This window comes from Mesorhizobium sp. M1169 (genome assembly GCF_040318345.1).
In the GTDB taxonomy this organism is placed as follows: Bacteria; Pseudomonadota; Alphaproteobacteria; order Rhizobiales; family Rhizobiaceae; genus Mesorhizobium.
Genome location: NZ_JAMYME010000009.1, coordinates 97,573 through 116,334, shown reverse-complemented (window position 1 = coordinate 116,334; position 18,762 = coordinate 97,573). Strand labels below are relative to the sequence as shown.

19 protein-coding genes are annotated in these 18,762 nt (G+C 61.5%); 3 read left to right on the top strand and 16 right to left on the bottom strand.

Going from position 1 to position 18,762, the window contains the following annotated elements:
* Positions 1-245: 245 nt before the first annotated feature.
* The 7 genes from NKH41_RS12145 to NKH41_RS12115 all read right to left on the bottom strand — a co-directional run bounded on the left by NKH41_RS12145 (position 246) and on the right by NKH41_RS12115 (position 6,012).
* Entirely contained in the window at positions 246-617 is a 372-nt protein-coding gene (locus NKH41_RS12145; protein WP_352473554.1) for a DUF4087 domain-containing protein, read from the bottom strand.
* Positions 618-695: 78 nt separating this feature from the next.
* Complete coding sequence (locus NKH41_RS12140) at positions 696-1,196, bottom strand: hypothetical protein (RefSeq protein ID WP_352614725.1); 501 nt, start codon at positions 1,194-1,196, stop codon at positions 696-698.
* A gap of 115 nt (positions 1,197-1,311) precedes the next feature.
* Positions 1,312-1,719 carry a lysozyme inhibitor LprI family protein gene (locus NKH41_RS12135; protein ID WP_352473552.1) on the bottom strand — a complete coding sequence of 136 codons (408 nt, stop codon included), beginning with the start codon at positions 1,717-1,719 and terminating at the stop codon, positions 1,312-1,314.
* Positions 1,720-1,819: 100 nt separating this feature from the next.
* A complete protein-coding gene (locus NKH41_RS12130) occupies positions 1,820-4,114 on the bottom strand; it encodes a lysozyme inhibitor LprI family protein (RefSeq protein ID WP_352770182.1) in 2,295 nt (764 codons plus the stop codon).
* A 39-nt stretch (positions 4,115-4,153) separates the two neighbouring features.
* A complete protein-coding gene (locus tag NKH41_RS12125; protein ID WP_352770180.1) occupies positions 4,154-5,074 on the bottom strand; it encodes a Do family serine endopeptidase in 921 nt (306 codons plus the stop codon).
* A gap of 113 nt (positions 5,075-5,187) precedes the next feature.
* Positions 5,188-5,628: a hypothetical protein gene (locus tag NKH41_RS12120; protein ID WP_352473549.1), complete on the bottom strand. Its 441-nt coding sequence runs from the start codon at positions 5,626-5,628 to the stop codon at positions 5,188-5,190.
* A 33-nt stretch (positions 5,629-5,661) separates the two neighbouring features.
* Positions 5,662-6,012 carry a hypothetical protein gene (locus tag NKH41_RS12115; RefSeq protein ID WP_352473548.1) on the bottom strand — a complete coding sequence of 117 codons (351 nt, stop codon included), beginning with the start codon at positions 6,010-6,012 and terminating at the stop codon, positions 5,662-5,664.
* An 824-nt stretch (positions 6,013-6,836) separates the two neighbouring features.
* Here NKH41_RS12115 and NKH41_RS12110 point away from each other — a divergent pair.
* A complete protein-coding gene (locus NKH41_RS12110) occupies positions 6,837-7,217 on the top strand; it encodes a hypothetical protein (RefSeq protein ID WP_352473547.1) in 381 nt (126 codons plus the stop codon).
* Positions 7,218-7,356: 139 nt separating this feature from the next.
* Here the strand turns inward: NKH41_RS12110 and NKH41_RS12105 are convergent, their stop codons facing one another.
* The 8 genes from NKH41_RS12105 to NKH41_RS12070 all read right to left on the bottom strand — a co-directional run bounded on the left by NKH41_RS12105 (position 7,357) and on the right by NKH41_RS12070 (position 17,069).
* Positions 7,357-8,997: an ABC transporter substrate-binding protein gene (locus NKH41_RS12105; RefSeq protein ID WP_352770178.1), complete on the bottom strand. Its 1,641-nt coding sequence runs from the start codon at positions 8,995-8,997 to the stop codon at positions 7,357-7,359.
* Between the two features lie 273 nt (positions 8,998-9,270).
* Positions 9,271-10,263 carry an alpha/beta hydrolase gene (locus NKH41_RS12100; RefSeq protein WP_352770176.1) on the bottom strand — a complete coding sequence of 331 codons (993 nt, stop codon included), beginning with the start codon at positions 10,261-10,263 and terminating at the stop codon, positions 9,271-9,273.
* Positions 10,264-10,279: 16 nt separating this feature from the next.
* The gene (locus NKH41_RS12095; RefSeq protein WP_352770173.1) at positions 10,280-10,957 is read right to left on the bottom strand and encodes an isochorismatase family protein; all 678 of its coding nucleotides are present in this window, start codon (positions 10,955-10,957) and stop codon (positions 10,280-10,282) included.
* A 20-nt stretch (positions 10,958-10,977) separates the two neighbouring features.
* Complete coding sequence (locus NKH41_RS12090; RefSeq protein WP_352770171.1) at positions 10,978-12,282, bottom strand: M24 family metallopeptidase; 1,305 nt, start codon at positions 12,280-12,282, stop codon at positions 10,978-10,980.
* A 293-nt stretch (positions 12,283-12,575) separates the two neighbouring features.
* Positions 12,576-13,553: a GlxA family transcriptional regulator gene (locus NKH41_RS12085; protein WP_352770169.1), complete on the bottom strand. Its 978-nt coding sequence runs from the start codon at positions 13,551-13,553 to the stop codon at positions 12,576-12,578.
* A 327-nt stretch (positions 13,554-13,880) separates the two neighbouring features.
* On the bottom strand, positions 13,881-15,062 hold the full coding sequence (locus NKH41_RS12080; RefSeq protein ID WP_352458589.1) for a cystathionine gamma-synthase: 1,182 nt from the start codon (positions 15,060-15,062) through the stop codon (positions 13,881-13,883).
* Positions 15,059-16,483 (bottom strand): pyridoxal-phosphate dependent enzyme, encoded by a 1,425-nt coding sequence (locus NKH41_RS12075; RefSeq protein WP_352473972.1) that lies wholly within the window; start codon positions 16,481-16,483, stop codon positions 15,059-15,061. Before NKH41_RS12075 ends, NKH41_RS12080 begins: the two co-directional genes overlap by 4 nt.
* A gap of 187 nt (positions 16,484-16,670) precedes the next feature.
* Entirely contained in the window at positions 16,671-17,069 is a 399-nt protein-coding gene (locus tag NKH41_RS12070) for a RidA family protein (protein WP_352458587.1), read from the bottom strand.
* A gap of 155 nt (positions 17,070-17,224) precedes the next feature.
* On the opposite strand from NKH41_RS12070, the gene NKH41_RS12065 reads away from it, so the two are divergent.
* Together NKH41_RS12065 and NKH41_RS12060 are read left to right on the top strand one after the other, a co-directional pair.
* Positions 17,225-17,554, top strand: coding sequence for a hypothetical protein (locus NKH41_RS12065; protein ID WP_352458586.1), 330 nt, complete (start codon positions 17,225-17,227; stop codon positions 17,552-17,554).
* Positions 17,551-18,198, top strand: coding sequence for a cysteine hydrolase family protein (locus NKH41_RS12060; RefSeq protein WP_352542813.1), 648 nt, complete (start codon positions 17,551-17,553; stop codon positions 18,196-18,198). Before NKH41_RS12065 ends, NKH41_RS12060 begins: the two co-directional genes overlap by 4 nt.
* A 114-nt stretch (positions 18,199-18,312) precedes the next feature.
* Here NKH41_RS12060 and NKH41_RS12055 read toward each other — a convergent pair whose 3' ends face one another.
* Positions 18,313-18,666, bottom strand: a complete 354-nt coding sequence (locus NKH41_RS12055) for a winged helix-turn-helix transcriptional regulator (RefSeq protein WP_352473975.1) — start codon at positions 18,664-18,666, stop codon at positions 18,313-18,315.
* Between the last annotated feature and the right edge of the window lie 96 nt (positions 18,667-18,762).

Genomic DNA, 18,762 nt, shown 5'->3' with positions numbered 1-18,762 from the left:
AACGACTTGCCAACTATCACACAGCCTGTCACACATAGGGGGTAATCGGGAAGGAAATAACCTAATAAAATCAATACCTAGGGCTCGGTAAAGCGCGAGTCCTCTTCTGGGCACCAAATTCCCGTTTCGAACCGATTGATGCGGTTTCAGAGACCCAAGAAAAAGCCCGGTTTGCCGGGCTTTTTCTTGATCCAATGCTCTAAGCTGCCTACCGTCAGCCATGGTATCCACAAGATATCCAACAATTATCCGTCCGGGTTAGGCAGCGATCTGTCGTTGCGACAGCGCAGCAGCGGAAGGATTTGGCCCGAGATCACTCTGGTGATCTTCTGTTGCTTGGCGTTGGTTACGACGTTCATGCACGCACATCCGTAGCCGTGACCCGAACCAGGCACATTGGTCTCGACGAATTGCCGCTCGTCAAAGGCCGGCACATTGTCGATGCCCTTGGGATCCGGGCGTCCCTGCATCTGGATCCACCAATCCCCGTCACTGTCGGTCAGGACGAGGTTGCCGGGGGTCGGGCTGGAGTACCAGCCACAACGGCGCTCGGCATGGGCGGCTGCAGACAAGGACATGATAGCCAGGCAGACACAGATAGCGAACAGTGGGCGCATGAATATCTCCTCCCTGAAGTAGGTCAGGTCGTGCCGCCGATCCGTTGGCGCCGGGGACGCGCATGACTTTTGCGAGCCTTATGGCTTCAACTTCGTGTCCACATGTTCTTCGATCAATCCGCAATGAAGCGTCACGGGCGCCCTTTGGACGTTGCTGAGTGGACCGTCGATGAAATCGCAGCCGAGCAGATTGACCGAGCTGCTCTTGCGCGCCGACGCAACGTTGACGTTGACATCGGGAGGGCCGGCAAGCCAGTCGAGACGCTTTGCGTCGACCTTGGCGCCGCTGATGCGGGCGTGGCCGCCTGTGCCCGGTATCTCCACCTCTTCGTCGTGCGGTGTGAGATCGATCAGGCCGACTTCGTTGGCGTGCTTCGCGGCGCTCGGCTTGGGGTCGCCGTAATAGGAGGCGAAGACGACGATTCCCTCCTTTTCAGCCGCGAGCTTGGCGGCTGCTTTCTTGGACAGCGTGACGTTGACGTCGAAGCCCATGTCATCCTGGGCTGTTGCCGGCACGGCAGATGCCAGCAGCACAGATGCCGCAATCGCCATTGCGAGCGATGATCCGCAGCGTTTCACAATCCACCTCCTTCAAGTCCCCACGCAGTGATGATGCCCCTCGCATTGTTCATATCTGGCAGCGACGTCATGCTCGCCGCCGGCTTCATCATGATCAAATAAGTTGCAGCACGTGTCAGTTCGCGGCCGGAACGGGGCAACTCAGATCGCCTTCCTTGCAATTCAGGTAACCCTCGAAGGCTTTGACACGGGATTGCGTCAGGCCGTCCATGCATTGCGCGATGAGCATCGGTATTACGCTTCCTCCGGCCGATCCAGCAGTCTGAAAACTGCACTCCGCGTCGCGAAACTTGCCCCAATCCCGCTGTGCCTGAACAAGAAGCTTCTTGGTATCCGCATCGTCCTTCAGGCGGGCTTCGATCTGCTTGTAAAGCTCATTGAGCTTCTTGTCGGATTTCTGGAACTCGGCACCGAAGCACTGATTCATGGTGGCCTGATCCTTGGCATCGGCGCACTTGTCCTTGGCAAGGGCGAATGTCGGCGCAGCCAGAACCACGGCAGCAGTCAATATCGCTATTTTCATCGATTTCCCTTTCCGATTGCAGTCAAGCTCTTAAGTTGCTCAGCCCCGCCCTATGTTCTCGTCAGCTGTCCGTTATTGCCACGATCGGCCCATGGCCCGATTATCTGGTTTTCATTGGATCAGCTTTGCCACCTTCGGCGACCGTGACGTTGCCGACCTTTCCTGAGCCGGTCAGCGTGCCGCCCTCCTTGACCATGACTTCGCCGGAGACCTCTCCGTCAACGACAAGCAGTCCCGAGACGGAAACGTCACCGGTCAAAGAGCCGGTCACGTGCAACTCCGCTCCCGCCACCACTTCCGTCATGCCCGAATATTTGTTCTTGCCGCTCAGCGTCAGCTTGCCACCGGCAACAACGAGGCCGCCGCTGTCGCCGGCGTCATCAAAGTCCGCGATGGTTCCGTCAAATTGCCCGTCGGCTGCTGTCAGGATCAGTCTGCCCGCGCCCAGATAGACCTCGCCTTTACCGCCAAGGTTGCGAATGGCCGTATCGTTCAGGGAGTGCGCCACTCCCCAGGGCTTCAGGTGGTTTCCTTTCTGATCGATGTTGAGCACACCGTCGACTATGACGCGCGAGGAATGCTCGATGCTGCCCGGCCCGGCCAGAGTAAGATAGCCATCGGCCGCGATGTGGGTTGTGCCCGTGTAGGTATTGGCCCCGGTCATGCGCACGTCCGCGTCCTTCTCGATCGTGAAGTCGCCGGCGCCGAAGATGTTCCCGGCCAATCCGAGCCATCCGTCGCTGCCCATTTCGCCGTTCACTCGGTTGAGCTGCACTTGATCCTTGACAGCCGCGTCTGTCGTAAAGTCGGCAGCGCTGACAAAATAGGGTGAATAGGCGGTTGTTTTGTTCTCCAGATCATACATCATGGAATTGGACTGAAAGAAGGGTAGGCCGACCCAAATTCCATGGCCTCTCTCCTCATCGCTTTGGCGATCGATAACGACATCGCTGTATTCCCTGTTGTTGAAACTATCGTCAAATCCACAAAACTTGAAGTTTATTATGCCAGAACTGTATTTATCAATTTTAAAACCTTTCGACTTTAGCTTATTTAAAGTATCTTCATTCGTAATATGAACAAATGTCGCTGTTCCTGTATCCAATAAGACGGGTCCGCTGAAATCAACCGATTGCTTCTTTCCCTTATGGTCAAAAGAAATCGTATAACGGTAAGACCCTTCGTACTCATTGGATGCATTCGCGCCTGATCGCGGGAATCGTCTCTGGTAAGCCTGAAAATCCCCTTCGCCCCACGGCGTCAGGGCCGTAAACTGGGATCTCAGACTGGGGGACAAATTCAGCGTCAGGCACGGACCGCAGCCCGGTGTCGTCTTCCTTTTTCCAAGATTTGCATTGGCAGAGACCACATAGCCGCTTCGGGTTTGACCGCCGGGGGCACTGGTCTGGTCTCCTGGAAAGATAAAATCGGCGGCTCCAAAGATGCCGTAAAACGTCGTCGAACCACCGGGTTCGCCTTTCTGCATTCTCTCGCGCGCATTAAGATCCGCATAGACTGGCGTATCGCCGTATTGACCAACGGGCTTCTGCATCAATTTCACATCCTCGAGGTCGCCGAAACCCTTGGTGTAGACGTAATCCACCACCCGAGCAGCGCTAAAGCCGCCGTCGAAGGTTACGACAGGCTCCCACGCATCATCCGGATCGTAAAAAGACAGGCTGTCGAACCGTACCTGTTGTACCCAATCGCCATAGGTGCCGTCACCATAGGCGTACATTGCGGGCTTGCTGCCGGGCACCGGCTTTACGCCAGGGACGCTCGAATCGATCTCCGCGTTGAACTCATCCGACCCGGTGTCGAATTCGAACAGACGAGGCTTGGCACTATTGATGCCCACCATGATCCCGAGTTTGTGATAACCACCGTCGGTTCCGTATTCCCTGACGTGTTGCAATGGAATAAGTATCGGGCCGGCAGCCTGGACAGGGACGGTCTCTTCGGCCACCGCAGGTGCGGCATGTGATGTGTTCGCTGCCGGAACGGGGCAGCTCGGATCGCCTTCCTGGCATTTCAGGTAATCCTCGAAGTCTTTGACACGGGATTGCGTCAGGCTGTCCATGCACTGCGCGACGAGCATTGGCATTACACTTCCTCCGGCCGCTCCCACGGTCTGGAAACTGCACTCCGCGTCGCGAAATTTGACCCAATCGCGCTGTGCTTGAACAAAAAGCGTCTTGGTATCCACATCATCCTTCACGCGGGTTTCAATCTGCTTGTAAAGCTCGTTGAGCTTGTTGTCGGATTTCTTGGACGCGGCATCGGCGCACTCGTTCGCGGCGGCCTGATCCTTGGCGGCGTCGTAGCACTTGTCCTGGGCAAAAACGAAAGCCGGCATGGCCAGGACCATGGCAATGGTCAGCGTCGCGGTTTTCATCGGTTGACCTCTGTTTAGAACTGCCGGCCCGGTCGGCTGCTAGTTGGCATCGTCGTCGTTCGATCCGGCAGCGTCGTCGGTACTGTCATCCGTCGCATCGTCATCCGAGCTGTTGTCGTCAGTGTCGGTGTTGTTGTCGCCATCACCACCGTCCGTTGGGTCTGCATCGTCATTCTGATCGCTCGAATCGTCCTGATCGTCGGAACTATTGTTGTCAGTGCTGTCATCCGACGCATCGTTATCCGTACTATCGTCGTCAGTGTCGTCGTTCTGATCGCTCGGATCGTCCTGATCATCGGAACTTTTGTCATCGGCATCGGGAGGAGACGTTTCTGCGTCCTGACTGGCGTCCCCAGGCTGCGAGTCGTCCCCGCGATAGCTTGTGTCATTGAGGCCCGTCTCCATCTCCTCGTCATACTCATCGACGATCTGCGTCCATTCCTCTCGATTGTCGACGCTCGTCCATTGGGAGATATTGTTGACCGAGATGTTGGTGTTGAAGTTGTTGACGGTGATGTTGGTGTTGACCTCGACGACATCTGCGACTTCTGTCCCGCGATTCACGCCAAACAGGAAACTGGTGGCACTCGCGGCAAGGGCGGCCCAAACGAACCTATCGACATCGCGCGGCGTCGAAATCGGTTGATGCCGCACTGTGGCAAGCACGTCACCCGGTCGGATGCCTTGCCGCGCGGCAACACCGTGGGGTGCAACGGCCAGGACATACACGCCGCGAAGCTTGGGCGGGATCTGGTAGCGGTGCCGAGAGGCGTGATTGATCGGTATCAGAACCGCGTTAAGAGCCCGGGAAACATAGGGTTTCGGCAGATCATATTTGCTGGCATACGCAACATTGATCGTGTGCGGGACAGCTACACTCACAACAGCCGTCATTTTCACTGAAGTTGCCAATGCACGGGCGAGCTGCATTATCAGTCTGGATTTTCGAACGGTTTGCATTTTGCACATCCTGCAGCTGATGATTGGAGTCGATCTCAGAGCCCCGGCGCCCCGGAGCGCTCACCAATCATTCTCCCCCTGCACCAACGGTCAGCGGCAATTTCCAGCGATCATCACCGTCGTTCCGTAACTTCCTCGGCAAAACACTTTGCCAGGTCTTGCGGCGCTCCGAGCTTCTTCGCCCAGGATACCAGTTCAGGTTTTTCCGACGGCTCGGCATAGCCGCCCCACACGTCGCGAAACTGCTTCTTTCCGTCGACTGTCTGGAAGAACATCACGCCGTCGTCGCTCACCGGCGTGGAGACGTAGGCGGCGCTCCAGCTGCCGCTCTCCATGATCGTGAAGAACTTTGCCTGAGCGGGCTTGAACTTATTGGTCATCGCCGAGACGACGAGAGGGGCATATTCCTGCTTGCGCGCCTTCGTCACTTCGACCTTTATACCGTCACAGGCGTTATTCGCAGCGAAAGCGGACGTCAGCGCCATTCCCAACCCCGCAAGGCCGACCATAACGATTTTGGCATGTCGCCGGACCAGGCCGCTGAATTCAGACATGATTGGCTTCCTCCTTGTTCGCCCCCGAGTCCCTTAATCGGAATCGTCATCGTCGGATGAATTGTCATCGTCCGGTGTATCGACCTCGCAGCCGATGCCGCGGCAGCCTTGGTAGTTGCCTTGCGTGTCGAAGTTCGGATTGCCTTCCTTGTCGTACTGCGGCCTGTCGTCGATGCTTTTATCCCTGTCATCAGGATCGTCGACTTTACATCCGAGCCCATGGCAGCCGATGTAACGGCCCCTGGTATCGAAGTTGGGATTGCCGTTCCTGTCGAACTGCGGCCGGTCGTCTATCTTCCGGCTCCCTTTATGGGACCGATCAACCAGGCAGCCCTTTCGGCGACAACCATCGTAGTCGTCGGTGGTACAACCGACGATCGCCATCAAAGCAGTGACCAAGGCCGCACAGATTACGAGTTTCACGATTCATTCCTCCGACCGGCTGGCGGCGGACATCGTCCATATCGGAAGGCCATTGCAGGCGGCGATCCCCGCCTTTGCCGCGAAGGCTGGCGCCAATCGGAGGAGGGCAAAGCTTCGCCGGCCATCAAACGAGAGCCAGGCTGCGGGCGATGCATTCGACGACTTAGCCGACGGTTGCCGTAATCTCTTACGTGGGAGGGAACGCTCCCAGCGGGGGCCGCCGCATTAGCGAGTGTCAATATTCCTCTCCATGCTTAGTGCCCCGTCCGCCCAAGCATGTTTCAACGATCCGCTGACGCGGCTGTGCTTCCAAGAAATGCATCCAAGTCAGCCTATGACAAGGACAAATCCCAATATCGCAGGATTGAATTTTGCAAATGCTTAATAATTCGGAATCAGCACGGGCTATCTTAGCAGATACTGAAATGTGACCAGCAGCAAGATTCCGGAATGCTTCCTTAGGTTTGTTCTCATTAAGCCGAGTTAGTACAAGCAATATTCTATGTTGTTGTGAATTTTGCGCCAGCTCTACAAAAAGGGCGTGACGAACCCACCCCTAATCGCGATCTATTGTGGTATTTTTTTCGAACCCAGCCAACCGTTGCGAGGGCCGAAAGAAACGCGCCCCTTTGCCCGACATTTCAACGCTGCGGAGTGCCAAACAGGGGCGCCGTGGGGGCGGCACATCCCACAAAAGCTCGCAGAGGCGGCTGCGGCCGACCGGATGCGGCGCCAGCGCCAGATAGGCGAGCAGCGCACACAGCTTGCGCGATTTTGGGAGCTGGATGATCGATCAGAACATCGCGCAAGGGCATTATCTCGGCGCGCTGATCAAGGCCGAACCGGCACTCGCACTGGCGGCGCCGGTGAGCATCAACATCGTGTGCTTTCGCTACCGCGCGGACGGGCTGGGCGGGGAGCGCCTGAAAGCGCTCAATACCGAGATCATGCTGAGGCTGCAGGAAGAAGGCATCGCCGCCATTTCCGACACGACGGTGCATGGCCAGCCTAGCCTCAGGGTGGCGATCAACAACCACCGCACCCGGCGCGACGATCTGGACCTGCTGGTGCGGGAGACCGTGCGGCTTGGACTGGAGATTTCAAGGCCTGGCGTGGCTCTTCCTTCTCCCCTTGTGGGAGAAGGTGGACGCGAAGCGGCCGGATGAGGGGTGTTCCAGCTTGATACTGACGGCACTCCGTCCGCACCCCTCAACCGTCTTGGCGCTGCGCGCCAATCCACCTTCTCCCACAAGGGGAGCAGGAAGAAAGAGCGGCGCTGGCCCCGACAATTGGTCGTCTGCAAGGCTACGCCTCGAGCCAGACCTTCTCGAAATGCTGCTCGAGCGATTGGTGCTGCTCGCAGCCATGCACGCCCTTGCGGTAGGTGCGGTAGACCGAGCGCCAGTAGGGCTGGATGATGACGCCGGAATCGCGCAGATTCTGTTCGATCTTGGCCATGAGCTCCTTGCGGGCGCCGGGATCGGGCATCGCCAGCGCCTTGTCGAGCAGACTGTCGAATTCCGGATCGGCGTAGGCGGTCTCGTTCCACGCGGCGCCAGACTTATAAGCGAGTGCCAGCACCTGGACGCCGAGCGGCCGGCCGAGCCATTCCGTGCAGGAGAAAGGATATTTGCTCCAGTCGTTCCAGAAGGTCGCGGCCGGCAGCACGGTGCGCTTGATCTTCAGCCCGGCCTCGCGCATCTGCGCAGCGATGGCGTCGCCGGAGCTCTTCTGCCAGTCGACGTCGACCGAGATGAGTTCGTATTCGTGGTCGGCCTTGCCGGCCTCGGCGAGCAGGGCCTTGGCTTGATCAATGTTGCGGACGGCCGGGCCGATATCGGCATATTCGGGATGCATCGGCCCGACATGATGGTTCTCGGCAGGCTTGCCGCGGTTGTCCATGCCGATCTTCAGCACGGCGGCGTTGTCGACGGCGAGCTGGGCGGCGCGGCGCACCTTGATGTCGTCATAGGGCGGATTGCCGATATTGAACCGCGCGACGATGGTCGAGCCGGTGGCGATTTCCGAATTGCTCAGGCCCATGGAGTCGGTCTGCGCAACCGTGTCGGAGGCGGTTTCGTGGTCGGTATCGATCTCGCCCGATTCGAAGGCCGACAGCATCGCATTGGGGTCGGAGCCGTAGTCCACCCATTTGATGCCGTCGAGGTAGAACTCGCCCTTCCACCATGGCTTATCTTTGCGGCGGACTTCGGCGCCGACCTCGGCATCCCATGCCACGAGTTCGCAAGGCCCGGTGGTGATCGCCAATGCCTTCAGCGGATCGCCGTCGCCTTCATAGCTGCGGTGCATGATCAGCGCCGGATAGTCGGCCATGCCGGCAATCAGTGAAATGTCGGGCTTGGGCAAATTGAGCCGCACGGTGACGTCGTCGACGCGTTCGATGCCGCCGTCGACGGCCTTCTTGGTGTCGGCGTTGACCAGTGCGCCCATGCGCGCGGCGACCGAATTGCCGGCGACGGACGCATCGCACCAGCGCGTCAGATTGTGGATCACGTCGTCGGCGTTGAAGGTGTCGCCGTTCGACCAGGTGATGCCCTTGCGGACATGCAGCGTCAGCACGCGGGCGTCGTCGCTGGTTTCCCAGCTCTCGAGCAGCCATGGCTCGAAGGTGAAGTCGCGCTTCCAGCGCACCAAATATTCGTTGCACTGGCGGGCGACGTTGGACATCTCGACGCCGTCGAAGGTGCGCGGATCCTTCCAGCCCTTGACGTTCATGGCGACACGCAAGATGCCGCCGCGCTTCGGCTCGTCGGCCCTGGCCGGTGACGGCGCAAGCCCGCCGAGCGCCAGCGCGCCGGTAGCGCTGACGCCGAGCGCAGCCATGGTGGCGAGATATTCGCGCCGGTTCATCTGGCCTTTCTTGAAGCCATCGGCGACGGGCTCGGCCTGCGGATGCAGTTTTCGATCGGTCAGCATGAACTTCATTGTCGTCATTCCCCTGTTGTTGGGCACCTCTGCCGATCGCCAAACGCGGGGGACGGATGCGATCGCCGGAGCGCCATTGCCTCGGGGATGATAGGGCGAGCTCCCGTGGGGGAGTGTTCGGACTTCCGCAGTTCTTGTGCGCTGTTCCGCAAACGGAAGGTCCCCCCTCACCCGGATTGCCAACCGAATTGCGAAGGGCAATTCGGGGCAATCCGACCTCTCCCCGAGGGGAAGGTGGACGCGAAGCGGCAGGATGAGGGGGCCTTCGCAACTTCAGTAAGGCCAGTCGCCTTTGCCGAGCGCGGCGATGGCCGCAATGACGCGGGCGAAGGCTTCACCGGCGCGCGGAACGGTTTTGCGGGCGCGCAGGAAACTGTGCACCAGACGCGGCTCCTCGCGCCACCAGGCGCGGCCGCCGGCGGCGAGGATGCGGTCGCGATAGGCCTCGCCGTCGGAGGACAGCGGATCGCACTCGGCCGTGATGATGAAGGTCGGCGGCAGGCCGGAGAAATTGCTGCCTCGGAGTGGCGAAAAGGTCGGATCGTCGGGCGACTGTGCCTTTGCGGAGCGCACGTTGCGATAGAATTCGATATCGCGCAACGTCAGCAGCGGCGCTTCGGCGTGCTCGACACAGGAGCCGGCGCTCTCTTTGCCAACTGGTTCCGAGCCGCCGAGCTCGGGATAGATCAGCACCTGGCCGATCGCATGGCGAGGATGGCGGTGTGTCGCCTGTGCCACCGCAGCGGCCAGATTGCCGCCGGCGCTTTCGCCGCAGAGCACTATCGGCAGGCCGGCCGTCGCCGTCGCCCATTCGAATACGGCCAGCGCATCGTCGAAGGCGGCCGGATGCAGATGCTCGGGCGCCAGCCGGTAATCGGCGGACAGCACGGCAAAGCCGGTGCCGGCGCATATCTCGGCGCAGATGTCGTCATGGCTGTCGAGGCCGCCAAGGACGAAGCCGCCGCCGTGATAATAGACAACCATCGCCTGCGGCGCCGTGCCCGCCATCTGGTAACGCCGGACCGGGATCGCACGGTCGCCGGCAGGAACCGCGCTGTCGCTGGCCTTGACGCCGGGTGGGTAGGGCTCGCGAAACGCCCGGCACATGGCGTCATAGACCGCCCGCTGCCTTTCGATCGGCATGAAAGCGATTTCGGGCGGATACCAGTCGTTGACCCGGTCGATATAGGCCCACAGCTCCGGATCGAGCAGCGTCTGGTATTTTCCGCGGTCTTTTATTTCGGGTCGATCGGCCTCGGTGACCATCGCTGCGCGATCCCGCTCAGAGCTCGGCATAGAGGCGGGCGGCGTTTTCATAGCTGAAACGCAGCGGCACCGAGCCCTCGACCTGCCAGGCTTCGACCGTCTCGCCTGCCAGCAGCCGGCAGGCGCCGTCGGTGGTGGTGACGGCACCGCCATAGAGCCGGTTGGCAAGGTTGAGGATGGCCGTCTGGTGCATCGCCGTGCTGCCACTGCCGCAGGCATCCTTGACCAGCAGCACTCGAAACCCGAGCGCCACCGCATCCTTGACGGTGGCATCGATGCAGGCCTCGGTCCAGACGCCGGCAACGACCAGCCACTCGATGCCATCGGCCTTCAACCGTTCGGCGGCAGGCCCCGCGCGGAAGGCGCTGGCATCGGTCTTGACCAGCATCATCTCGCCTGGCGCCGGGCCTACTTCCGCGCAGATGGCAGTCAGCGGATCGTCCTTGTCGGAAAATGCCGACTTGCCGCTGGCCTCGACCGGGTGGAACGGCCGCGCCGTTGCGAGATCGACGATATAGGCCCAGTGATACAAAGGCACATGATTGGCCCGTGCTGCTGTCTGCAGGCGCTGGACGTTGGCGAGGATGTCGCCATAGCCTTCGACCAGATAGCGCTTGTCCCGCCGATGCTCCTCCTGGAGATCGATAAACACCGCCGCCGCCTTGCCGCGCTTGATCGAGATCGGGCTTTTCATTCGAAACTGCCTGTCAGCACTCAAACCTGCCTGTCAAGGAAATCGTCCTCATAAGGAAAGCGCGACAGGAGTTCGGTGCCGGTTTCGGTGATCAGGATCTCGTCCTCCAGCTTGACGCCCTCGCGGCCGCCTTTCTCGCCGATATAGCTTTCGACGCTGACCACCATGCCCGGCACGACAAAACCGTCGCGGCCATAGGTTTCATAATCCATGGCGTGCGCGATGAACGGCGTCTCGCCATGCATGCCGACGCCGTGCATGACCGAGGTATAGCGCTGGTCGACGAAGCGGTCGGGAATTTTCCAGGCCTTTTCGGCAATCTCGCGAAATGCCGTGCCCGGCTTGACGACCCCGATATTGTGCTGAACCTGGTCGTGCGCCATGCGGTAGAGCGACTTCTGATAATCCGTCGGCTTGCCCGGTCCGCAACGGAAGGTGCGCGAAAAGTCCGAATAATAGCCGTAGCAGCCGATCGTATCGGTATCGAGCGCCAAGAGTTCGCCCGGCCTGATCTTGCGGCCGCTCGCCTCGTTGAACCAAGGATTGGTGCGCTGGCCCGAGGTCAGCAGCCGGGTCTCGATGAACTCGCCGCCTTGCCGGATCACCTCACCATACATGATGGCGAACAGCTCGTTTTCGGAAACGCCGGGCTTGATCGCCTCGCGCACCGCATAGACCGCAGCCTCGGCACCAGCCATCGACACCTGCAGGCATTTTACTTCCTCGGGCGTCTTGACCGCGCGCACCGCCAAAATCTCGCCCTGGCAATCCCGCACCTCGCAGCCGCGCTTTTCGAGCGCCAGGGCCTGCAGATGGCTGCAGCGGTCGAGGCCGAGCTTCATCGAGCCGCCGCCATGCGCCTTGAGCAAATCGGCGATCTCGTCGGCGAAGGGACCGGCGGTCTCGTCGTCGCGGCCCGACACCGATGACCAGACCAGCTTGGACGGACGCGCCTCGTCGATCGTGTCGAGCACCATCGAGACATGGTAGCTCTGCGGATATTCGAACAACACGATCGGCCCTTCGGTGGGGATGAAGAAGTAGCGCGTCGAGTTGCGCAGGAAATAGCCGAACATGTTGCGCGAGCCGGTGGCGTAGCGCTGGTTGTAGGGGTCGAACAAAACGACGCCGCCATAGCCGGCCTCGCGCATCCAGGCGCGCAGCCTGGCCAGCCGGCCCTTGCGCAGCGCGTCGGCGTCGATGAAGGACGGCTCGGTGTCCGACAGCCACATGCCGCCGGCCGGATCCGCCGCCGCCGGATGGCGCATGCGGTCCCTAAAGTCGACATCCTCGGTGCTGTCGGGGTCAAAAACGACGATGCTCATGGGGTGCCTCCTGGAAGCGGGGAAGATGAGCCATACGTCGTTCAGAGGCTGTGCGCGATACCGCAGATGTTGTGCGAAATACCGCTTGAAGTCGTTCCGTAGCGTTCTACGGCGCCCCCCTCTGTCCTGCCGGACATCTCCCCCTCAAGGGGGGAGATCGGCTCGTCATCGCCGCTTTCGTGAATTTCCACCGTCGCAGGAGGAGCGGAGCATCGAAGCTGCCAATCTCCCCCTTGAGGGGGAGATGCCCGGTAGGGCAGAGGGGGGCGCTGTCCCGCCAACATCCGAAATACCTAATGCCTCCGCATCACCTTCGGCGCATGGCCATGCTCCTCCCGAAACGCCCGCGCAAAACTCGACATCGAGGCGAAGCCGCAGGCCAGCGCCACGTCGCGCACCATCAGCGTCGAATGCGCCAGGAGGTCGGCAGCGCGTTTCAGCCTGAGGCGGCGGTAATAGCCGTTGGGCGAGATGCTGAGCTCGGAGCGAAAATTGCGCTCGAGCTTGTCGGAGGAGACGCCGAGCCTGGCGGCAAGGTCCGTCATGCCGAGCCGCTCCTCCACCGCATCCTCCATGATGGCGATGGCCGACAGCACCAGTTCGTTCTGCACGCCGGTGCGCAAGCGCAGCGGCATCAGCTTGCGGTCGACGCTGGAGCGCAGCGGGCTGTGCACGAACCACTCGGCGACGCCGGCCGCCAGCTCGGCGCCGTAATCGCTGGTGATGATCTCCAGCATCATGTCGAGGCTGCCGACGCCACCGGCCGAAGTGAAGCGCTTGCGGTCGATGACATAGAGATCGCGCCTCAGCTCGATATCCGGAAACGCTTCGGTGAAGGCAGCCTGGCTGGTCCAGTGCAAGGTGCAGGCATGACCGTCGAGCAGGCCGGCCCGAGCCAGGAAGAAGGCGGCATCCGCCACCGCACCGATATGGGCGCCGTCGCGCAGGCTCCTGCGGATCCAGCTCACCGCATCGTGTGCGACGAGATGATCGGCATCGCCGCCCGAGCAGACGACGACGCGATCGACCTTCGGCGCGTCATGGGCGGCAAAGCCGGGCTGGATGATGACGCCGTTCGAGGCCTCCACCGGGCCTTCGGCGGCGCCGACGATGATCCAGCGGTAGCAGTCCCGCTTGGCCAGCACGTTCGCCGCGCGCAGCGGCTCGATCACCGAGCTGAACGCCATCATCGGAAAGCCTGGGAAGACCAGGATGGCGAAGGTGAGGGGGGTATCGCTTGCCGTCGGTTGGTTGCGTTGTCGGTTGTTCATAGCTTCCGGAGCCAGGCAGCAAGGTGGATCAGGAAGCTACAATTCTGCCAGATGGCGCCAAGGTCAACGGAATAGAATGTAAGACACATGGATATGGGTGCAGAATAAGCGCCGCTCGTTCGCGATCCTTCACGCCCCCTCTGTCCTGCCGGACATCTCCCCCACAAGCGGGGAGATCGGCAGCTTCGCCGTCCCGTCCGTGTTTCAGCGTTGGAGGTTGGCGAAAGCGCAAGATGACGGCCAAATTCCCCCCTCGTGGCCGAGATGCCCGGTAGGGCGGAGGGGGGCACTGTCCTGCCGACGTCTCGTAGGTTCTTGTTGGCGGGCTCAGCTCGCCAGCGCCTGATCCAGATCCGCGATCAGATCGTCGCCATCCTCGATCCCGGCCGACAGCCTTACCAGCGAATCCGAAATCCCGATCTCGGCGCGTTTTTTCGCCGGGATCGAGCCGTGCGTCATCAGCGCCGGGTGCTCGATCAGGCTTTCGACGCCGCCGAGGCTTTCGGCCAGCGTGAACAGTTGCGTATGTTCGAGGAAGCGTTTGGTGCCGGCGAGGTCGCGGTCGAGCTCGACCGTGATCATGCCGCCGAAGGCGTGCATCTGCCGCCTGGCGATGGCGTGCTGCGGGTGGCTGGGCAGGCCGGGATAGATGACACGGCGGATGTCGGGACGGCTTTCCAGCCAGTGCGCGATCTTCTGGCCGTTCGACGAATGACGCTCCATCCTCAGCGCCAGCGTCTTCAGTCCGCGCAGCGCCAGGAAACTGTCGAACGGCCCGGAAATGGCGCCGATGGCGTTCTGCAGAAATTTCAGCCGGTCGGCGAGATCCTTGTTGTCGCCGACCACGGCGACGCCGCCGACCATGTCGGAATGGCCGTTGAGGTATTTTGTCGTCGAATGGACCACGATGTCGATGCCGAGCTCCAGCGGCCGCTGCAGATAGGGGCTGCAGAAAGTGTTGTCGGCGACTGAGAGCACGCCTTTGCGCCTGGCAAGTGCTGCGACGCCTTCGAGGTCGACGACACGCAGCAGCGGGTTGGTCGGCGTCTCGACCCAGAGCATTTTGGTTTCCGGGCGGATCGCCGCCTCGACCGCGGCAAGATCGGTGAAGTCAACGAAGTCGACCTGGAGGTTGGCGGAGCGCTTGCGCACCCGCTCGAGCAGCCGAAACGTGCCGCCATAGATGTCGTCGGTGGCGACGATGTGGGCGCCGGAATCGAGCAGTTCGAAAATAGTGGCGATCGCTGCCAGCCCCGAAGCGAAGGCGAAGGCGGCTGTGCCGCTTTCGAGATCGGCCACAGCGCGTTCGAAGGCGAAGCGGGTCGGGTTCTGGCTGCGGGCATATTCAAAGCCCTTGTGCACGCCCGGGCTCTGCTGACCGTAGGTCGAAGTGGCATAGATCGGTACCATCACCGCGCCCGTCGTCGGGTCGTGGCTCTGGCCGCCATGGATGGTGCGCGTCGAAAAGGCGAGGCGGTTTTTGCCCGATACGGTGGCTTTGACGGTCATCGGGCGCGCCTCAGATGGTTGATCAGGTCGATGCGTGTTATCAGCCCGATGAATTCGTCGCCGTCGAAGACGATGGCGACCTCGTTGCGATCAAACACCGGCAGCAACGCGTCCAGCGTCTGGCTGGCTTGCAGCGTGTGCAGGGTAGAGGTCATGGCCGTACTGACCGGAGCCTTGAAGCGGTCCCAGCGGCTGTCATAGGGGCCTTCGACCTTGGCGAGGATATCGCTTTCGTCGATGATGCCGACGAGCTTGCCCTCGTCCAGCACCGGCAGCTGCGAAACATCCGAGCGGCGCATGCGGCCATAGGCGTTGAGCAGGCTTTCGTCCGGACCGACATACACGGTGTCACCGGTGCGGTGCGAACGCATCACCAGATCGCGCAAATCGCCATGCTGCTCCTGCTCGGCAAGGCCCTGCTCGGCCAGCCAGAAGTCGTCGAACACTTTCGACAGATACTTGTTGCCGCTGTCGCAGACGAAGGTGACGACGCGCTTCGGCACGGTCTGCTCGCGGCAATAGCGGAGCGCTGCCGAAAGCAGCGTGCCGGACGACGAGCCGGCGAGGATGCCTTCCTTCGAAAGCAGGTCGCGCACCGCCAGCATGCTCTGCTTGTCGGGGATGGAATAGGCCTTCCTGACCAGCGACAGATCGGCATTGGGCGGGACGAAATCCTCGCCGATGCCTTCGACGGTCCAGCTCCCGGCCTCTATCATCTTGCCGGTCTTGATCAACGGCGCCAGCACCGAGCCGACCGGATCGGCCAAAATCATCTCGGTCTTCGGCGAGACTTTCGCAAAGTAGCGGCCAAGCCCGGTCAGCGTGCCGCCGGAGCCGACGCCGACGACAACCGCATCGACGTCGCCTTCGAGCTGTTGGAAGATTTCCGGTCCGGTCGTGGTTTCATGAGCCAGCGGATTGGCCGGATTGGCAAACTGGTTGGCATAGAAGGCGCCGGGCAGCTCGGCGGCGATCTTTTCGGCCATGTCCTGATAATATTCGGCATGACCCTTGCCGACATCGGAACGCGTCATCCGCACCTCCGCGCCGAGCGCCCGCAAATGCTGGATCTTTTCGCGCGACATCTTGTCGGGGACGACCAGGATGATGCGGTAGCCCTTGGGGATGCCGACCTGGGCGAGACCAAGACCGGTGTTGCCGGCGGTCGCCTCCACAATCGTCCCGCCGCGCTTCAGTTTGCCCTGTTTTTCGGCGGCGGCAATCATCGACAGCGCGATGCGGTCCTTGATCGAGCCGCCGGGATTCTGGCTTTCGAGCTTGATGAACAGCCGGCACTTGCCGATGTCGAATTTGGTCAGCTCGACGACCGGCGTCTGCCCGATCAGGTCGAGAACCGAGGCATAAGGCGGGCGCAGGCGGGACGATGCATCGTCCGGTGCCACGATCTTGTGCTTGCTCATGTCAGATGCTCCGTTGCCAGAATGAGCAACCGCCCTGGAAGACGGCAACCTACCGTCTTTTCCAGCCGTTTGCAGTTGGAAAGAAGATAGATCGTGCCAATCCGGCCGCCAGCAGGGGAATGGAATTTCGCGAAAGCTTCGTCGGCCTGCAGGCAGGGGCAAAAGATTTGCAGAACCCGCTTAGGGTTCAGGCGATCGCGGCCTGAGCTTCGATCTCGATCAGAAAATCCGGATTGCCGAGGCCGGCGACGCGCAGCACCTTGATGATCGGCGGCGCGCCACGGTTTGCCCAGAAGGCCATCCAGGCGCCGAAGGCCGGCCCTATGTCCAGGTCGCCGGCGATATAGACCGAGAGGCTGACGAGGTCTTCAGGCTTTGCCCCACCGGCTTCGAGCACCTTTGCCAGGTTGGAGAGCGCCTGAGCGGTCTGTGCAGCGAGATCGTCCCTGGCGACGGTCCGGCCTTGCGCGTCGACGCCATTCTGGCCGCCGACCAGCACGATGCGCGCGGATGCCGGCAGCGACACGCCGTGCGAATAGGCCGGATTGCTGTGCATGCCCTCGGGGTTCAGCCTTTCGATGGTCACCGCGCTTTTCTCCTCTTCAGCAAAAATTATCCCGCGGCCGCCCATAGGATCAACGGCAATCGTGCGGGCGTTTCAACGCACCATCTCGTTCGTTGCGGCCGCCGATTCCGCCATGCTACCCGGCGCTGGGCGAACAGCAATGCAAGGAACGGCCGATGAAGATTCTTGCCTATGACAATTTCAAGCCCGGCGTCACGCTCGACGATTTGCGGCCTTATCTGCGCGACGAAGTGTCGAATGTCTGGCGGCTCTGGAAGGCGGGGATCGTGCGTGAGAATTATGCGCGCGCCGATATTGGCGGCGTCATCATCGTCTTCGAGCTCGACAGCGTCGCGGAAGCGCGGCGCTACACCGAGGACTTCCCGCTGTCCAAGGCCGGGCTGCTAGAATGGCACTTCATCGCCTTCGACGCGCCATTGCCGCTGGAATTCCTGTTCGATCCGACGGTCGATATCGCCAAGCCATGGGACCGGACTGCGGCATGATCCGGTCGAGCGACGGGATCGAAATCCCGGCCAGCCTGGCTGAGTGGTGCGATCCGCGCCGCACGGCGCTGGTGGTCTACGACATGCAGGTCGGCATCTGTCGGCAGGTGGCCGGCGCCGCCACCCTCGTCGAGCGCACCGGCACGGTGCTGGAAGCGGCGCGCGGGGCCGGAATGCGGGTGGCGTTCACGCGCCACCTGTCGCTGCCGCGCAAATGGATGGGCGCGACGCAGCTGCGCACCGCCATGGCCTGGCAGCGGCGCGACAGCCCCGACACGGTCGAGCCGTGGTTCCTGCGCGACGCCGAAGCGACGCGGATCGTGCCCGAGCTGGACCCCCGCGCGGACGAGGCGGTATTCGACAAGCTCACGATGTCGGCGTTCGATTCCACCGCGCTCGGCTTTGCCTTGCGCGACTGCGGCGTGCGCACGATAGCGCTCGCTGGCATCGCCATGGAGATCGGCATCGAGCCGACCGTTCGCCAGGCGACCGACAATGGCTTTGTCGCCGTGGTAATCGAGGATGCCTGTGGCTTCGGCAACCGCGAAGCGCGCGACCGCTCGATGGCGACGCTACGCTTCCTCGGCGAAGCCGTCGTCACCGACGTCGCAAGCTTCTGCAGCGCGCTTGCCGGCGCGGGTTGAGGGCAATCGGCTTGCCGCGCGACCCACCGTTTCACGGCAACGCCGAACCGCTCCATCGCTTTGTCTTCACACATTACGGACGGAAAACCGCTCCGCGCTTTTCCCGGAATTGATCTAGGTGGTGGCTGCGCTGTCGGTGCGAAAGCGCACGCCTTCGGCGCGACCGTGCACGCTGCCCCAGTCGTAGAGCGCCTGGAGCGCGGCGGCGAGATCTTCACCGCGCCCGGTCAAGGCGTAGCGCCCCTTGCCGTCGGGCGACGTCTGGAGCGTGACGAAGCCGATCTCGACAAGCTCGGCCAGGCGCTGCGTCAGCATCTTGTCCGAGAGTGAGGGAATCAGCCGGCGCAGGTCGGAATAGCGCATCGGCTGTTCCTTGATGCGCGCCAGGATCACCGTCTTCCATTTGCCCCCGAGCGCGTCGAGCGCGAACTCGACCGGACAGCCGTAGAGTCTTCCGCGTTGGGTCATGCGCCATGGTAGGCAAGGCACGGTGACGACGAAAGCAGAATTTGCCCGGCCATCTGGCCAGGGTCGCGGCTCACGGCCTCGCCGACTACAAAATCC

Excerpts from the sequence above, each read along its gene's own strand:
- NKH41_RS12145 (WP_352473554.1), bottom strand. The coding sequence starts at position 617 with ATGCGCCCACTGTTCGCTATCTGTGTCTGCCTGGCTATCATGTCCTTG.
- NKH41_RS12135 (WP_352473552.1), bottom strand. The coding sequence starts at position 1,719 with ATGAAAATAGCGATATTGACTGCTGCCGTGGTTCTGGCTGCGCCGACA.
- NKH41_RS12130 (WP_352770182.1), bottom strand. The coding sequence starts at position 4,114 with ATGAAAACCGCGACGCTGACCATTGCCATGGTCCTGGCCATGCCGGCT.
- NKH41_RS12125 (WP_352770180.1), bottom strand. The coding sequence starts at position 5,074 with ATGCAAACCGTTCGAAAATCCAGACTGATAATGCAGCTCGCCCGTGCA.
- NKH41_RS12120 (WP_352473549.1), bottom strand. The coding sequence starts at position 5,628 with ATGTCTGAATTCAGCGGCCTGGTCCGGCGACATGCCAAAATCGTTATG.
- NKH41_RS12115 (WP_352473548.1), bottom strand. The coding sequence starts at position 6,012 with ATGGCGATCGTCGGTTGTACCACCGACGACTACGATGGTTGTCGCCGA.
- NKH41_RS12110 (WP_352473547.1), top strand. The coding sequence starts at position 6,837 with ATGATCGATCAGAACATCGCGCAAGGGCATTATCTCGGCGCGCTGATC.
- NKH41_RS12105 (WP_352770178.1), bottom strand. The coding sequence starts at position 8,997 with ATGAAGTTCATGCTGACCGATCGAAAACTGCATCCGCAGGCCGAGCCC.
- NKH41_RS12100 (WP_352770176.1), bottom strand. The coding sequence starts at position 10,263 with ATGGTCACCGAGGCCGATCGACCCGAAATAAAAGACCGCGGAAAATAC.
- NKH41_RS12095 (WP_352770173.1), bottom strand. The coding sequence starts at position 10,957 with ATGAAAAGCCCGATCTCGATCAAGCGCGGCAAGGCGGCGGCGGTGTTT.
- NKH41_RS12090 (WP_352770171.1), bottom strand. The coding sequence starts at position 12,282 with ATGAGCATCGTCGTTTTTGACCCCGACAGCACCGAGGATGTCGACTTT.
- NKH41_RS12085 (WP_352770169.1), bottom strand. The coding sequence starts at position 13,553 with ATGAACAACCGACAACGCAACCAACCGACGGCAAGCGATACCCCCCTC.
- NKH41_RS12080 (WP_352458589.1), bottom strand. The coding sequence starts at position 15,062 with ATGACCGTCAAAGCCACCGTATCGGGCAAAAACCGCCTCGCCTTTTCG.
- NKH41_RS12075 (WP_352473972.1), bottom strand. The coding sequence starts at position 16,483 with ATGAGCAAGCACAAGATCGTGGCACCGGACGATGCATCGTCCCGCCTG.
- NKH41_RS12065 (WP_352458586.1), top strand. The coding sequence starts at position 17,225 with ATGAAGATTCTTGCCTATGACAATTTCAAGCCCGGCGTCACGCTCGAC.
- NKH41_RS12060 (WP_352542813.1), top strand. The coding sequence starts at position 17,551 with ATGATCCGGTCGAGCGACGGGATCGAAATCCCGGCCAGCCTGGCTGAG.
- NKH41_RS12055 (WP_352473975.1), bottom strand. The coding sequence starts at position 18,666 with ATGACCCAACGCGGAAGACTCTACGGCTGTCCGGTCGAGTTCGCGCTC.